The sequence below is a fragment of the Pseudonocardia sp. 2-7 genome (assembly GCF_056341085.1).
Genome location: NZ_CP094507.1, coordinates 2,651,805 through 2,666,922, shown reverse-complemented (window position 1 = coordinate 2,666,922; position 15,118 = coordinate 2,651,805). Strand labels below are relative to the sequence as shown.

Annotated in this window: 13 protein-coding genes; 6 read left to right on the top strand and 7 right to left on the bottom strand. The window is 76.1% G+C overall.

The features are described 5' to 3' along the window. Window positions 1-12 precede the first annotated feature (12 nt). Together MTO91_RS13025 and MTO91_RS13020 are read right to left on the bottom strand one after the other, a co-directional pair. Entirely contained in the window at window positions 13-3,423 is a 3,411-nt protein-coding gene (locus MTO91_RS13025) for a proline dehydrogenase family protein (protein ID WP_476654686.1), read from the bottom strand. Between the two features lie 70 nt (window positions 3,424-3,493). Continuing rightward, window positions 3,494-4,177, bottom strand: coding sequence for a maleylpyruvate isomerase family mycothiol-dependent enzyme (locus tag MTO91_RS13020; RefSeq protein WP_208825587.1), 684 nt, complete (start codon window positions 4,175-4,177; stop codon window positions 3,494-3,496). A gap of 176 nt (window positions 4,178-4,353) precedes the next feature. Between MTO91_RS13020 and MTO91_RS13015 the strand changes: the two genes are divergently transcribed. Beyond that, a complete protein-coding gene (locus MTO91_RS13015) occupies window positions 4,354-5,061 on the top strand; it encodes a DUF4190 domain-containing protein (protein WP_476654684.1) in 708 nt (235 codons plus the stop codon). Window positions 5,062-5,088: 27 nt separating this feature from the next. Here MTO91_RS13015 and MTO91_RS13010 read toward each other — a convergent pair whose 3' ends face one another. Beyond that, window positions 5,089-6,252: an SGNH/GDSL hydrolase family protein gene (locus MTO91_RS13010; protein ID WP_476654683.1), complete on the bottom strand. Its 1,164-nt coding sequence runs from the start codon at window positions 6,250-6,252 to the stop codon at window positions 5,089-5,091. A 49-nt stretch (window positions 6,253-6,301) separates the two neighbouring features. Here MTO91_RS13010 and MTO91_RS13005 point away from each other — a divergent pair, with 49 nt between their 5' ends. Continuing rightward, on the top strand, window positions 6,302-6,724 hold the full coding sequence (locus MTO91_RS13005) for a hypothetical protein (protein WP_357460952.1): 423 nt from the start codon (window positions 6,302-6,304) through the stop codon (window positions 6,722-6,724). Between the two features lie 14 nt (window positions 6,725-6,738). Further along, complete coding sequence (locus MTO91_RS13000) at window positions 6,739-7,506, top strand: PIG-L deacetylase family protein (protein WP_253069497.1); 768 nt, start codon at window positions 6,739-6,741, stop codon at window positions 7,504-7,506. Window positions 7,507-7,527: 21 nt separating this feature from the next. Here the strand turns inward: MTO91_RS13000 and MTO91_RS12995 are convergent, their stop codons facing one another. Next, window positions 7,528-8,466 carry an ATP-binding protein gene (locus tag MTO91_RS12995; protein ID WP_476654681.1) on the bottom strand — a complete coding sequence of 313 codons (939 nt, stop codon included), beginning with the start codon at window positions 8,464-8,466 and terminating at the stop codon, window positions 7,528-7,530. After that, the gene (locus MTO91_RS12990; protein ID WP_476654679.1) at window positions 8,463-9,347 is read right to left on the bottom strand and encodes an MEDS domain-containing protein; all 885 of its coding nucleotides are present in this window, start codon (window positions 9,345-9,347) and stop codon (window positions 8,463-8,465) included. Before MTO91_RS12990 ends, MTO91_RS12995 begins: the two co-directional genes overlap by 4 nt. Before the next feature lie 231 nt (window positions 9,348-9,578). Between MTO91_RS12990 and MTO91_RS12985 the strand changes: the two genes are divergently transcribed. Together MTO91_RS12985 and mdlC are read left to right on the top strand one after the other, a co-directional pair. Next, window positions 9,579-9,800 carry a hypothetical protein gene (locus tag MTO91_RS12985; protein ID WP_208825571.1) on the top strand — a complete coding sequence of 74 codons (222 nt, stop codon included), beginning with the start codon at window positions 9,579-9,581 and terminating at the stop codon, window positions 9,798-9,800. Between the two features lie 38 nt (window positions 9,801-9,838). Continuing rightward, the gene (gene mdlC / locus MTO91_RS12980) at window positions 9,839-11,428 is read left to right on the top strand and encodes a benzoylformate decarboxylase (RefSeq protein WP_405417263.1); all 1,590 of its coding nucleotides are present in this window, start codon (window positions 9,839-9,841) and stop codon (window positions 11,426-11,428) included. 19 nt (window positions 11,429-11,447) lie between these two features. Here the strand turns inward: mdlC and MTO91_RS12975 are convergent, their stop codons facing one another. After that, on the bottom strand, window positions 11,448-13,250 hold the full coding sequence (locus tag MTO91_RS12975; protein ID WP_476654678.1) for an ABC transporter ATP-binding protein: 1,803 nt from the start codon (window positions 13,248-13,250) through the stop codon (window positions 11,448-11,450). 71 nt (window positions 13,251-13,321) lie between these two features. On the opposite strand from MTO91_RS12975, the gene MTO91_RS12970 reads away from it, so the two are divergent. Further along, window positions 13,322-13,777, top strand: a complete 456-nt coding sequence (locus tag MTO91_RS12970) for a MarR family winged helix-turn-helix transcriptional regulator (RefSeq protein ID WP_476654676.1) — start codon at window positions 13,322-13,324, stop codon at window positions 13,775-13,777. 46 nt (window positions 13,778-13,823) lie between these two features. On the opposite strand, the gene MTO91_RS12965 is transcribed toward MTO91_RS12970, so the two are convergent. Further along, entirely contained in the window at window positions 13,824-15,095 is a 1,272-nt protein-coding gene (locus tag MTO91_RS12965) for an APC family permease (RefSeq protein WP_476654675.1), read from the bottom strand. Window positions 15,096-15,118: the final 23 nt, after the last annotated feature.

Below are 15,118 nucleotides of genomic sequence, written 5' to 3'. Positions count from 1 at the left end.
GTCCGCCATCGCTCACCGTTCGAGGTGGCCGAACCGGTGCCGGGTGCGGCTGACCGCCTGCTCCCGCAGCACGGACGGCATCTCCCGGCGTCCGTCCAGCACCACCGGGGTGTCCACGACCGACGCGCCCACCTGGGCGGCGGCCGCCCGCAGACCGTCGGGCACGGTGCCCAGGGCCCGGATCCGCTCGCCCGCCACGGGGACGAGCCCGTCGCCGCCGTGCACCCCGCCCGGGACCTCGCCCGGCGGGACCCCCGGCCCGTGCAGCCGGACCGGGACCCCCGCGGTGGCCGCGGCGAGCAGCACCCGCAGGACGTCGGCGCGGGCGGCACCGGCGCCGCACCACAGCGTCGCCGACGGGGCGGGCCGGTAGCGGAACACGTTGGACTCCGCGGCCAGCCCGGTCGGGTCGTGCTCGATCCCGAACTCGGTGTCCCACGCGCGGGCGTCGGAGGCGGCGGCGCGGGCGAGGCGGTCACGGGCGGCCGGGTCGAGGTCGGCCGCCGCGGCCAGGACGCGGTCCGCGGCCGGGCCGGACGTCGGTCCCGGCCCGGGGAGGTCGCCGTCGTGCCAGGTACCGAACTGGGCGACGTAGTTGGGTCCGCCGGGCTTCGCGCCCGGGCCGAGCACCGAGCCCTTCCAGCCGCCGAAGGACTGGCGCTGCACGATCGCGCCGGTGATGTGCCGGTTGACGTAGGCGTTGCCGACCTCGACGCGGTCGAGCCAGTGCGCGATCTCGTCGGAGTCCAGGGAGTGGATGCCGCCGGTGAGGCCGAAGCCGGTGTCGTTCTGCCAGGCGATCGCCTCGTCGAGGTCGCGGGCTGCCATCAGGCCGAGCACCGGGCCGAAGCACTCGGTGCGGTGGAACCAGCTGCCCGGCGACACCCAGGCGCGCACGCCCGGTGTCCACACCGTCTCCGAGACCCGGCGCGGGCGCACCAGCCACCGCTCCCCCGGCTCCAGCGTGGTGAGTGCCCGGTGCAGCTTCGCCGAGGGCGCCTCGATGAGCGGGCCCATGGTCGTCGCGAGGTCGGTTCCCGGGCCGACGCGCAGGGTGGTGACGGCGTCGACGAGCTGGCGGCGCAGCCGCCTCCCGGTGGCCGAGCCGGTCGCGGCGGGGCCGACGAGGATGGCCAGCGACGCCGCGGAGCACTTCTGCCCGGCGTGCCCGAACGCCGAGCGCACGAGGTCGGCGACGGCGAGGTCCGGGTCGGCGGCGGGGGTGATGACCAGTGCGTTCTTGCCGCTGGTCTCGGCGACGAGGTTCAGGTCGGGCCGCCAGGACCGGAACAGCGCGGCGGTCTCCGAGGAGCCGGTGAGCACGACGCGGTCGATCCCGGGGTGGGTGACGAGCCGGCGTCCGGCGTCGGCCTCGTCGGTGGGCAGCAGCTGCAGTGCCTCGCGCGGGATCCCGCCGCGGTGCAGCGCGGCCACGCCGGCCTCGGCGCACTCGCGGACCTGCGGGGCGGGCTTGAGCAGCACCGGGGCACCCGCGGCGAGCGCGGCGAGGCAGCCGCCGAGCGGGATCGCGACCGGGAAGTTCCAGGGCGGGGTCACGACCACGACCCGGTCCGGGGTGAACGGGGCGCCGTCGAGCTCGGCGGCGCGCTCGGCGTAGTAGGCGGCGAAGTCGACGGCCTCGGAGATCTCGGGGTCGGCCTCGGCGACGGTCTTGCCCGCCTCGTGCAGCATCACCGACAGCAGCGTGCCGCGGGCGGCGGCCAGCGCGCGGGCGGCGCGGTGCAGCGTCGCGGCCCGCTCCGCGGCGGGGACGTCGCGCCAGCCGCAGGTGCGGGCGCGCTCGACCGCGGCGTCGACCGCGGCCGGGTCGGTGACGACGGGGACATCGGTCCGGGCGACGGCGGTCGTCGCGGCGCGACGGGCCCACTCCCGGTTCGCGGGCAGTGACGGGTCGGTGTCGGGCTCGGCGCGGAACCCGGCCGGCACCGGGTCCACGGGCAGCGGGCCGTCGGTCCCGACGGGTGCGGACACGGTGCGGTCCTGGGTGCGGCGCGGGGTGTCGGCGACGGCGTCGCGGTCGCGCACCGAGGCGAGGAACCGCTCCTGGTAGGTCGCCGGACCGCCCGAGCCGGGGGTGAACAGCGTGTACAGGTATCCCTCCGGCGAGGCGTTCTCCTCCAGTCGCCGGACCAGGTACGACACGGCGGTGTCGAAGTCGCCGCGGTGCACGACGGGGGTGTAGAGCACCAGCTGCGAGCCCGGCCCGGACTCCGGCAGGTCGCCCGCGACGGCGTCGGCGAACGCGGGGGCCATGCCCTGCAGCATCTCCAGGTCCAGCTGGGCCCGGGCACCGCGGGCGTCGGCCAGCTCCAGGGCGAGCGCGACGTGGTGCAGGTGGTGCGACGCGACGCCCAGGCGCATCCCGTCGGCGTGCGGGCCGCCGATGCCGTGGTCGAGGAGCCGGACGTAGTTGGCGTCGACCTCAGCCTTGGTGGCGTAGGGCGCCTGCGGCCAGTCGTGCAGCTCGGCGTCGACCCGTTCCATCGCCAGGTTCGCGCCCTTGACCAGGCGCACCTTGATCGGCGCCCCGCCCGCGGCGGCACGGCGGGCGGCGAACTCCCCGAGCTCGTCCAGCGCGGCGACGGAGTCGGGCAGGTAGGCCTGCAGGACGATCCCGGCGGGCAGGTCGTGGAACTCCGGGCGCGCCAGCAGCGTGGTGAACAGCGCGACGGTGAGGTGGAGGTCCTTGTACTCCTCCATGTCGAGGTTCACGAACACGCCGTGCTCGCGGGCGGCCCGGTAGAGCGGCAGCAGCCGGTCCACGAGCAGGTCCCGGCTGCCCTCGAGGTCCCACGGCACGAGCTGGGCGACGACCGAGGACGCCTTCACCGACACGTGGTCGACGCCCGGCCGGCGCAGCAGCGCGATCGTGCGGGCGAGGCGACGGTCCGCCTCGTCGTGGCCGAGGACCGCCTCGCCGAGCAGGTTGAGGTTCAGCCGGTGCCCGTCGCGCCGGGCCGCGGCGAGGCGGCGGTCCAGGCCGCGCCCGCCCGCGTCGACGATCAGGTGCCCGACCAGGCTGCGCAGCCGCGACCGCGCCGCGGGCACGACGACGTGCGGCAGCGCCGTCGCCAGCCGGCCGCCGGCCCGCAGCAGCAACCGGTCGGTGCCGGTGACGAACGCGGGCAGTGCGGCGCCCGCCCCGGCGAGCCGGGCCAGCTCACGGGCCGCGACCCGGTCGTCGGCGGGGCGGGCGACGCGGTCGACGAAGCGCAGCGTGAAGTCGACCCCGGCGGGGTCGTGCATCAGCGCGGCCAGCCGCTGCGTCGGGTCCGCTCCGCGGCCGGAACCCGACGACGGTGCGGTACCGGTGCGCTCGGTCCAGCGGCGGACGCGCTCGACGGCGCGCCCGGTCAGCGCGTCGTCGAGGGCGGGGACGGGGTGGGTGGGGTGCACGCTCACCCGCCCAGTCTGGACCCACTGTCAGGACCGTGTCACGTCGACGGTGCTGACAATCCGGTGACGACCGTGGTCAGGACTCCGTGAGATCGGTGCCGGGCAGCGGCCCGAGCAGGGCGAACGCGTCCAGATAGGGCTCGACGTCGCCGCGCTCGGTCCAGGCCCGCAGCTGCGCCGCCGACCGGCGGGTGACCAGGGCACGGGCCAGCTCGAAGTCCGGGGCCCGCACGACGACCGCGGCCCCCGCCTCGTCGCCCGCGGACACCCAGCGGCGGCCGTCACCGACCAGGGCGATCGGCGCCCGGTCCCCGACCGCGCCGGCGAACCGGCCCAGGAACGTGTCCATGACCGCGTAGAGGCCGGGGGTGTGCTGCCCGCCGGGCTCGCGCAGGGCACCGCGCAGGTCCTGCTCGTGGATGATCACGTCGCCGAGCGGGCGGGTGTTGTGGGCCGCCATCCAGTCGCGCAGCGGGCCGGTCAGCGACTCCCACTCCGCGACGAGTGCGGCCACGTCGTGGTCCCGCCGCGCCCGCACCTGCCGGTCCGTCCACTCCTCGTTGTGGTCGTCGGGCTCGTCGCCACGCACCACGTCCGCGCCCAGGCCGACCATGTGCGAGAACAGGTCGCGCACCGTCCAGTCCGGGCAGGACGGGACCGTCAGCTCCGCGCGCTCGGGCGGCAGGTCCCGCACCAGGTCGATGACCCGGCGTTGCGCCCGGGTCCACTCCTCGATCTCGTCGATACCGCTCACGGGCACCGATCCCACCACGACCGGGGCCCCTGTGCCGTCCCATGGGTGTTTTGCCTGGACCGAGCCCGGGCACCTGGGGATCATCGAACCGGACACGACGGCGACGACGGTCACGGCGACTCCGCCGGACGGCACCGCCGGCACCGGGGACCACCCGGTGCGTCGGTGAGGAGAGGACGAGCGTGAGCAGCCCACCCCCGTACCCGGGTCGCCCCGGGGACCCGCAGGACCCGCACAACCTGGACCAGCCGACGCAGCAGAACCAGCCCTACGGCGGGCAGCAGTACGGCGAACAGCCCGGTCAGCCGTACGGGCAGCAGCCGTACGGGCAACAGCCGCGGGACGGGGAGCAGCCGCAGTACGGGGGGCAGCCCACCGGACAGCAGTACGGGCAGCAGCCCTACGGTCAGCAGCAATACGGACAGCAGCAGTACGGCGCGCAGGGTCACGACCCGGCCGCCTACCCGTACCGTCCGCCCGCCGGGCCGCCGGGGTGGCCGCAGGGCGGGGCGCCCACGACCCCGCCGCGCAACGGCATCGGGATCGCCGCGCTGGTGCTCGGCATCCTCGCCGTGCTGCTCGGGTTCTTCCTGGTCGGCGCCCTGTTCGGTGTCGTCGCGGTCGCGCTCGGCATCGTCGGGATCAGCCGGGCGTCCAAGGGCGCCGCCACCAACCGCGGGGTCGCGATCACCGGGCTCGTGCTCGGCCTGGTCGGCATCGTCATCGCGATCGCCGTCGTCGCCTTCGGTCTCAGCGTGTTCAACCAGGTCGGCGGGGACGAGTACGTCAGCTGCGTGCAGCAGGCGGGCACCGACCAGTCCGCGATCGCGCAGTGCCAGCAGGACTTCGAGGACCGCCTCCAGGGGCAGCTGGACCAGGACGGCAACTGAGCCCCCGCCCGCGGGCCCCGTGGCCGGTCACCGGTCACGCGGGCCCGCGGCGTGGAACGGGCCCCCCGCACCGAACACCAGCCGGGCGAACCGCTCCCCCATCCGCAGGTGCGCCTCGGGACACGGGTGCAGCCGGTCGGGCAGCGGCAGCTCGGCCGCGTCGGCGTCCCCGTAGAGCTCACGGCCGTCGAGGTGGGACAGCGCCGGGTCCTGCGGGGTGCGGCCGGCCACGACCCGCGCGAGCTCCTCGCGGATCACCGACAGCGTCAGCTTCCCCGCCGCCACCTCGGCCGGGTCGCCGGTCGCGCGGAACCGCAGCCGCCCGTCGACGACCTCCGGCGCGCCCGGGCCCGGGGTGTGCTCGTGGATCGGGCACAGCACCGGGGACACCACCAGCAGCGGGGTGTCGGGGTGCCCGTCGCGGATCGTGTCGAGGAACCCGTGCACGGCGGGGGCTAACGCCCGTCGGCGCATCAGGTCGGCGTTGACGACGTTGATCCCGATCTTGACGCTGATCACGGCGGCAGGGGTGTCGCGCAGCGTGCGGGCGACGAACGGGTCCAGCATCGCGCTGCCGGAGAACCCCAGGTTGACCAGCTCGACCCCGGCGGTGCGGGCGGCGAGCGCGGGCCAGGTGGTGCTGGGCCCCGCGGCGTTGCTGCCCTGGCTGATCGAGCTGCCGTGGTGCAGCCACACCGGGCGCCCACCGGTCGGGACGACGGCGACCGGCGCGTCGGTGCGCAGCGCGACGACCTCGGTGATCTCGTTGTGCGGCAGCCAGATCTCCACGAGCGCGTCGCGGCCGGGCAGGGTGAACCGCACCGGACCGGGTGGGCCGTCGGTGACCGCGACCTCCCCCGTCGCCGGATCGGTCATCAGGAGCTTCCCGCCGGAGGTCGTGGCGCTGCCCGCCGGCCGGCCGTCGACGATCAGGTCGTAGGCGCCGTCGGGCCGCAGCGGGGCACCGACGAGACCGATCCGGGTGCGCAGGGTCTCCAGCTCGACGGTCCGCGCGGCGGTGCGGAACACGACACGCACCCCGGACGGCTGGCTCTGCGCGCCGGCCAGCTGCGGGTCGGTGTTGCGGGCGCGGGCGGGGGCGGGCAGCCGCTGCGGGAGCAGGCCCCGTTCGCCGTCGACGGCGTCGAGGACGCCGTGCAGCAGCTCGGGCCCGATCGCGGTGGTGATCACCCCGGCAGCCTGGCACGCGCGCGGCGCCGGTTCACCCGAGAATCGGGCGGTGCTGATCGCCGCCGTCGTCCAGACCGTCGCGACCGTGCTGCTGGCCGGGATCGCCTGGACCGTGCAGGTGGTGGTCTACCCGGCCTTCGCGCTGGTCCCGGCCGGGTCGTGGGCCCGCTACCACGCCGCGCACAGCCGGGCGATCACGCTCGTCGTCGGTCCGCCGTGGGTCGCGCAGGGGCTCGCGACGGCGGCGCTGCTGGTCCTCGCGCCCGGCGAGCCGCTGGTGTGGGTGGCCGCGGTGGCGGCCGCCGCGGGTGTCGCGGTGACGCTGCCCGCGGTGTCGCTGCACGGCCGGCTCGACCCGGCCGCGCACCCGGGGGACCTGCGTCGGCTGCTGCGGGTCAACCTGGTCCGTGCGCTCGTGTGGTCGGCCGGGTCCGTGGTGGGGGTCCTGCTGACGACCGCCTCCGGCGCGTGACCCAGGATGGCCGGGTGACTGCGACCGAGGACGAGCGCACGGCGGCCGACGACCGTGCGCACACCGGGGTGGAGCGCGTGCTGGTGATCGCCGCGCACCCCGACGACATCGACTTCTCCTGCAGCGGCACCGTCGCGGTGTGGACCGCGGCCGGGGTCGCGGTGACCTACTGCCTGGTGACCGACGGCGACGCGGGCGGCTTCGACCCGGCCGTGCCGCGCAGCGACATCGCGGGCATCCGCCGGGCCGAGCAGACCGCCGCGGCCGCCGAGGCCGGCGTCACCGACCTGGTGTTCCTCGGCCACCCCGACGGGCGGCTGACCGTCACCCTGGAGCTGCGCCGGGACCTGGCCCGGGTGATCCGGCAGGTCCGCCCGGACCGGGTCGTCGTGCCGCAGCCGGTGCGCGACCTGCGCAGCATGTACGGCAGCCACCCCGACCACACCGCGACCGGCGAGGCGGCCCTGTGCGCGGTCTACCCCGACGCGCGCAACCCCTACGCCTTCCCCGAGCTGGCCGAGGCCGGGTACGAGGCACACACGGTCGGCGAGGTGTGGGTCCTGGGGCCGGCCCCGGCCGACGACCCCGAGGGGGCACGACACGTCGACATCACCGACACGATCGACGTGAAGATCGCGGCGCTGCGCGCGCACGCGAGCCAGACCGCGCACATGACCGGCCTGGAGGACATGATCGGGCAGTGGTCCGGGTCGCTGGCGAAGCGGGCCGGGTTCCCGTCCGGTCGCCTGGTGGAGTCCTTCCACGCGCTCGACACGCGCTGAGGCCCCCGGGCCCGGGTGGGCTCAGGCGGCGGCGCGGATGCGGACGTGGGTGCCCGCGTCGTCGCCCCAGACGTGCAGCAGGTCGCAGAGCTGGCGGGCGATCCAGATCCCGCGCCCGTGCGCGCGGCCCGGGTCCGGCGGGGCCAGGCCGGGCAGCGGGTCGGCGAGCCGTCCGCCGTCGTGGATCTCGCAGACGACATCCTGCTCGGGCGTCCACAGCATGAGCCGCGCCGTGTGCGTCCCGTGGTGGACGGCGTTGGTGGCGACCTCGTTCACCGCGACGGTGACGTCCTCCGCACGGCTGTCGGGGAACCCCTGGCCGCGCAGTGTTTCGTCGACGGCGCGGCGCACGTCGCGCAGCTGCGTGGCGTCGAAGCGGAACTCCCGTGCGGGGGCGCCGAGCTCGGCGGGCACCGGGGCGCCGAGGCCGTCGAGCAGCCGGCGCGGGTCGGCGTCGACGCCGGTCGGGACGGGTCTGCCGTCGTCGAGGACGAACGGGTGCGCGCGCCGCACGACCTCGGCGACGGGCCCGGGCAGGTCGGCCGGGAAGAAGCAGAGCAGCCGCAGCGGCAGGTCGGCCAGGGCGAGCGCCGCGGCCGCCTCGACCTCGCCCCAGTAGGCGCCGCGTGGGTCGTCGAGGTCCGCGGAGTGCTCGACGACGACGGTCACGGTTCCCACGACCGCCCGGTGGCGGGCGCGCAGGACCCGGGCCAGCCGTGCCGCCTCGGTCTGGCCCGACGGGCCGTCGGGCCCGCAGTCGCGGCGCAGCCGCAGCAGCCCGGCGACGGCGTCCGCGCCGAGGGCCTCGGCGACCCGGCCGCGCAGCGCGACCTCGGTGACCGGGCGGAGCAGGGTCGCCACCGACCCGCCCGCGGCGAGCGCGTCGAGCACGGTGTCGGCGAGCCGGTCGGTCAGGTCGTCGTCGCCGTGCCGGCACAGGGCGTGCACCAGCCCGCTCACTCCGCCGCACCCCCGGCGAGGCCCAGCGCGTCGGCGGGGCAGAGGACGTGCCGCTCGCGGGTGCTCATCTCCAGCTGCGGGGCGAACCCCGCACCGCAGCGTTCGAGCAGCCGGGCCACACCGGGGCGCAGGTTCACCAGCCGCAGCCGCACGCTGACCGGGAGCTCGTCGGCGGCGTGCACGAGGCTGACCGCACCGGCGACGTCGACGAACCGCAGCGCGGACAGGTCCGCGGTCAGGGTCCCCTCGCCGACGTCGCCGCGCACGACCTGGTCGATCAGTCTGGCCAGCACCCGGCGGACCTGGGGCCGGTTGGCGTGGTCGACCTCGCCGGCCAGCCGGACCCGGGCCGGGCCGATCTCGGTGACGCGCAGCAGGCTGTCGTCGTAGAGCGGGGCGGCGGTCAGCTCGGCGGGGTGGAGGCTGCGCATCGTCGCGATGAGCTCGTCGGGGTAGCGCAGGTGGTCGTAGACGCACAGCGCGCGCAGCGGGTGGTCGCGGACGGCGTCGTCGAGCCTGCGGTCGTACTCGTCGAGCACCTGTCCCCCGGGCCGGCGCAACCCGTGGTCCATCTGGCCGCTGAAGCGCAGCCCGGCCCAGCCGTCGTCGAGGGCGGAGGTGATGTTCTGCTCCATCACCCCGGTCAGCTCGTCGAGCGGGGCGTGCACGGCGGCGCGGGTGAAGTCGCCCGGGACGAGCTGGAACTGCCCGGACCGCAGCGGGCCGGTCACGTCGACGCCGTCGTCGGCCAGGCGGGACAGCACCAGCCCGGCGGTGTCGTCGTCGAAGTAGGCGACCCGCTCCCCCGCCGTGAGCCCCTCGGCCAGGAACGCGGCGACGTCCTCGGCGAGCTGCTCGTCGCTGACCGGCACGGTCAGCACGTGACGGCGGGGATCTCGTACCGGTGCGGTCACACGTCACCCCCGTCGTGGCGTCCCCGACGGCCCCCCGACAGGTGTGACGCTGCGTACACGATAAGTGATCACGGGTTCCGCGGCGACCCGACGCTGTTGTTCAGGCGCGCCGAGGAGTAGAGTTAGCCGGACCGAACTCCGGTGTTCGGGGCGCACGGAGCGAGCAGGGGCCCGGGCGCCGATCAGGAGGTGGACGCCATGTTCCGAGCCGCTCCGCAGTCGCGGTCGACCGAGGTGCGCACGGTCGTGCTCGCCGGTGTGCTCATGGTGCTGCTGGCCGTCGCCACGATCGTCTCCGTGCCGCTGGCACCCACCGCCGTCACCCTGGTCCTGGCCGCCGCCGCGCTGGCCGTGCGGCCGCTGGTCGTCGCCCACGTGCGCCGCGGCGCCCGGGCCGAGCGGGTCGCCGCACACCGCTGAGGGCACCTACGGTGGGGTCCCGCGACCCGAGGAGCCCCATGACGACCGTCGGCGAGGCCGGCTGGCAGGTGCTGACCGCCCACGGCATCGACACCGTGTTCGGCAACCCCGGCTCGAACGAGCTGCCCTTCCTCGCGGCGATGCCCGACGGGGTGCGCTACGTACTCGGCCTGCACGAGGGTGCCGTACTGGGCATGGCCGACGGCTACGCCCTGGCCACCGGCGGCCCGGCGCTGGTCAACCTGCACGCGGCGTCCGGGTCGGGCAACGCGATGGGCGCGCTCACCAACGCCGTCTACTCCCACTCCCCGCTCGTGCTGACCGCGGGCCAGCAGGTGCGGTCCACGGTCGGCCAGGAGGTCATGCTGACCAACGTGGACGCGGCCGCGCTGCCACGCCCGCTGGTCAAGTACGCCGCCGAGCCCGCGTCGGCCCAGGACGTGCCGCGTGCGCTGTCCCAGGCGGTGCACACCGCGCTGCTGGCCCCCCGGGGGCCGGTCTACCTCTCGATCCCCTACGACGACTGGTCCCGCGAGGCGGGCCCGGACGCCGCGCACCTGCCGTCCCGGCGTGCGACCGCCGCCGCCGAGCTCGGCGAGGCGGCGCTCTCCGAGCTGGCCGGGGCGCTGGCCGGGGCGGCGAACCCGGTGCTGGTGCTGGGCCCGCAGGTCGACGCGGACCGGGCCAACGACCACGCCGTCGCCCTCGCCGAGCGGCTCGCCTGCCCGGTCTGGATCGCACCGTCGGCGTCGCGGTGCCCGTTCCCGACCCGGCACCCGGCGTTCCGCGGGATCCTCCCGGCCTCGGTGCGCGACGTGTCCGACCGGCTGGCCGGGCACGACGTCGTGCTCGTCGCGGGCGCGCCGGTGTTCCGCTACCACCAGTGGGTCCCCGGTGACCTGCTGCCGGCGGGCACCCGGCTGCTGCACCTGACCGCGGACCCGGCCGAGGCCGCGCGGGCCCCGATGGGCGAGGCGTGGGTCGGCCCGGTCGGCCCGGCGCTGGCCGCGCTCGCCGGACGGGTGCCCGCCTCCGGGCGGGAGCCGCTGCCGCCCCGGTCCGGGCCGCCCGCACCGCAGGGCGCCGAGGACCACGTGCCGCCGCAGCAGCTGTTCGCGCTGGTCCGCGACGCGGCCCCGGCCGGGACCGTGCACGTCTGCGAGTCCACCTCGACCATCGACGACTTCGTCGCCCAGGCCGATCTCACCGAGCCGGGCAGCTACCTGTTCCCCGCCTCCGGCGGGCTGGGGTTCGGGCTGCCCGCCGCCGTCGGGGCGCAGCTGGCCCACGGCGAGGCGCGCCGGGTGGTCGCACTCGTCGGCGACGGGTCGGCCAACTACGGCATCACCGCGCTGTGGACGGCGGCGCAGTACCGGGTGCCGGTGGTCTTCGTGATCCTGCGCAACGGCACCTACGGTGCGCTGCGCGGCTTCGCGGGGCTGCTGGGCACCGGGGAGACACCGGGCCTGGACGTCCCCGGCCTGGACTTCGTGAAGATCTCCGAGGGCTACGGCGTCCCGGCGGTGTCGGTGTCCGACGCCGCGTCGGCGGCGGCCGCGCTGAAGGACGCGTTCGCTGCCGACGGGCCGCGGCTGGTCGAGGTCGTCACGGCCCCGGGCGTGGCGTAGGCGCCCATCCCGTCGCCGCTCACACCGTGGCCAGCGCGGCGTAGCGGCCCGCGTCGGCGAGCAGCTCGTCGTGGCTGCCGGACTCGACGATCCGGCCGTGGTCGACGACGGCGATCCGGTCGGCGTCGCGCACGGTCGACAGCCGGTGCGCGATGGTGATCGTCGTGCGGCCGTGGGCCAGCGCGTCGAACGCGGCCTGCACGGCCCGCTCGGTGCGGGTGTCCAGCGCGCTGGTGGCCTCGTCGAGGACCAGCACCTTCGGGTCGCGCAGCAGCGTCCGGGCGATGGCGATGCGCTGCTTCTCCCCGCCGGAGAAGCGGTGCCCGCGCGACCCGACGACGGTGTCGTAGCCGTCCGGCAGGCCGGTGATCAGGTCGTGGACCTGTGCGGCGCGCGCGGCGGCCTCGATCTCGGCGTCGGTGGCGTCCGGACGGGCGTGGCGCAGGTTCTCCCGCACGGTGGCGTGCAGCAGGTAGGTGTCCTGCCCGACGACGCCGACGATCCGGGTGAGGTCGGCGGCGGCCATGTCCCGCAGGTCCACGCCGTCGATGGTGACCCGGCCCGCGGTCGGGTCGTGCAGCCGCGCGACCAGCCCCGCCAGGGTGGTCTTGCCGGAGCCGGTCTCGCCGACCAGCGCCAGGGTGGTCCCGGCCGGGACGTCGAGGTCGATCCCGGCGACGGCGGCGGCGTCGCTGCCCGGGTAGGCGAAGGTGACGCCCTCGAGGCGCACGTGCCCGCGGACGCGGTCGTGGTCCATCGCGACCGGGTGCTCGGGCTCCACGACGTCGACGGTCAGGTCCAGGTACTCGAAGATCCGGGCGAACAGCGCCAGCGACGCCACGATCTGGACCCCGACGCTCAGCAGCCCCATGACCGGCCGGAACAGCCCGCCCTGCAGCGCGGTGAACGCGACAAGGGTGCCGATGCTCATCGTCCCGGCCGCGAAGGGCAGGCCGGCGGCGAGGTAGATGACCGCCGGGACGGCGGCGAACACGACCTGGGTGACGGCCATCGTCCAGCGTCCGGCGAGCTGGGAGCGCAGCTCCAGCCCGATCAGGCGCGACGAGGAGTCGGTGAACCGCCGGGTCAGCTCCGGTCCGCTGCCGAGGGTCTTGGACAGGGCGACGCCGTCGACGGACAGGCTCTCCTCGACGGTGACGTTGAGGTCGGCCAGCTCCCGCTGCTGGGCGGCGGTGATCGCGCGGCGGGTGCGGGCGACCCGGCGGGTCAGCAGGATCGCCGGGGGCAGCACGACGAGCGAGACCAGGGTGAGCTGCCAGGACAGTGCGAGCATGGCGACCAGGGTCGCGACGGTGGTGGTCAGGTTGGACGCGACCGAGGTCGCGGTGTTCGTAACCACCGACTGCATGCCGCCGATGTCGTTGGTGATGCGCGACTGCACCTCACCGGTGCGGGTGCGGGTGAAGAAGGCCAGGCTCTGGCGCTGCAGGTGGGCGAAGACGCCGGTGCGCAGCCCGTGCATGACCTCCTGGCCGATGCGGGTGGAGATCCAGGTCTGGGCGACGCCGAGTGCGGCGGTGACCGCGGCGACCGCGACCATCCCGCCGGCGAGCCAGGCGAGCAGGGCGACGTCGCGCTGCGGCAGCGCCACGTCGATGACCTCGCGCAGCAGGAACGGCGAGGCCATCCCGACGATCGACGAGGCGACGATCGTCGCGACGACGACCGAAAGCGGGCCCCGGTGCGGGGCGAACAGGGCGCCGATGCGCCGCAGCGAGACCGCGCGGGCCTGTTCCTTCTCCTCCGGGGAGGGGGTACGGGTGTCGGGCCGGCCGGGCCGGTTCGGGGGTCGGGGATCCAAGGAGCGCTCCTCACAATGCTGTGGTTACCTCACTATGAGGCAGCAACAGCATTGCTTGCTAGTCTGTTCCCGTGCCGGACCGGGACCAGACCAGGACCTCGCGCAGCGACCTCGTCGACACGTTCTGGTCGGTGGCGCGCTCGCTGCGCCACGCCTCGGCCGAGCGGCTGGCGGGCTGGGGCCTGACGCCGTCGCAGGCCCGGGCGCTCGGCACGCTCGTCCGTCACGGCGAGATGCGCCCGGGCGCACTGGCCGGGCACCTGCGCATCACCCCGCGCTCGGCGACCGAGGTCGTCGACGCACTGGCCGGGCTCGGGATGGTCGAGCGGGCCACCGACCCTGCGGATCGGCGTGCGGTGCTGGTGCGGGTCACGGACAAGGGCGCGGCGACGTCGCAGGCCGTGCGGGCCGCTCGGGCCGACGGCGCCGAGGCCCTGTTCGCCCGGCTGTCCGATGCCGACCGTCGCGAGCTGACCCGGATCCTCGGCGTCCTGCGCGACGGGACCGACGGGCACCGCCCCTGCTGAGCGCCGGCGTGGTCCGCCGCTCCCGGGCGCGGCCAGGTCGCCGGGCTCAGAGCCCGGTGGGGTCCGACCGGCCGCACCCCGTCGGCGGCCGCGACCCCCGGTCGCGCCCGGTCCGGACCACGGCCCGCACCGCCGTCCCGGCCGCCAGGACCACCGTCCCGGTGAGCACCGACACCGGGGGCAGCAGCACCGCCAGCAGCACGCAGCCGAGCAGCCCGGACCCCGACAGCGCCCGTCGCCACGGCCGGTCACGGTGCAGGGTCAGCGCCGCGGCGTTCGCGACCGCGTAGTACAGCAGCACCGCGAACCCGGACAGGCCGATCGCGGTGACCGGGGCGGCGGTCAGGACCAGCAGCAGCACGACGGCGCCGGTGGCGAGCTCGGCGCGGTGCGGCACCGCGAACCGCGGGTGCACCGCGGCCAGCGCGCCCGGCAGCTCCCGGTCGCGCGCCATCGCCAGCACGGTGCGGCCCACCCCGGCGACCAGTGCCAGCAGCACCCCGGCCGAGGCGAGGGCACCCCCGACCCGGACGAGCGGCGCCGTCGGGTCCCCGGCCGCGGTGGCCAGCGGCGCAGCGGAGGCCGCCAGTGCGTCCGGACCGGCGGCCCGCAGCGCCGCGACCGCGACGACCGCGTAGACCACCAGCACCAGGCCGAGCGCGAGCGGGATCGCCCGCGGGATGGTGCGGGCGGGGTCGCGCACCTCCTCCCCGAGGGTGGCGATGCGGGCGTACCCGGCGAAGGCGAAGAACAGCAGCCCGGCCGCCTGCAGCACCGCGAGCGGACCGGCGCCGGCCCAGCCGTCGAACGGGGAGACGACGGCCGGCCGGGAGAACGCGGCGACGACCACCGCGGCCAGCACGGCGACGGTGCACACGACCAGCAGCCGGGTGACGAGCGCGGTGCGGGTGATGCCGCGCAGGTTGACCGCCACCATCGCGACGACGGCCGCCGCCGCGACCGCGCGGGCGTGCTCCGGCCACGCGTAGGAGCCCAGCGTCAGGGCCATCGCGGCGCACGAGGCGGTCTTGCCGGTGACGAACGCCCACCCGGCGAGGAACCCCCACGTCTCCCCCAGCCTGCGACGCCCGTACACGTAGGCGCCGCCGGACTCCGGGTACCGGGCGGCGAGCCAGGCCGAGGACATCGCGTTCGCCGTCGCGATCGCCCCGGCCACCAGCAGCGCCGGGAGCAGCGCGGTCCCGGCGATCGCCGCGGCGGGCCCGAACACCGCGAACACCCCCGCACCGAGCATGGAGCCGACACCGAGGACGACGGCGTCGCCGGTACCGAGCCGGCGCTGCGGGGTCGTGTGCACGTGCTCACCCTTCCCCCGCGTGC

Coding starts and splice junctions, on each gene's coding strand:
- MTO91_RS12985 (WP_208825571.1), top strand. CDS start 9,579: ATGTTCCGAGCCGCTCCGCAGTCGCGGTCGACCGAGGTGCGCACGGTC.
- mdlC (WP_405417263.1), top strand. CDS start 9,839: ATGACGACCGTCGGCGAGGCCGGCTGGCAGGTGCTGACCGCCCACGGC.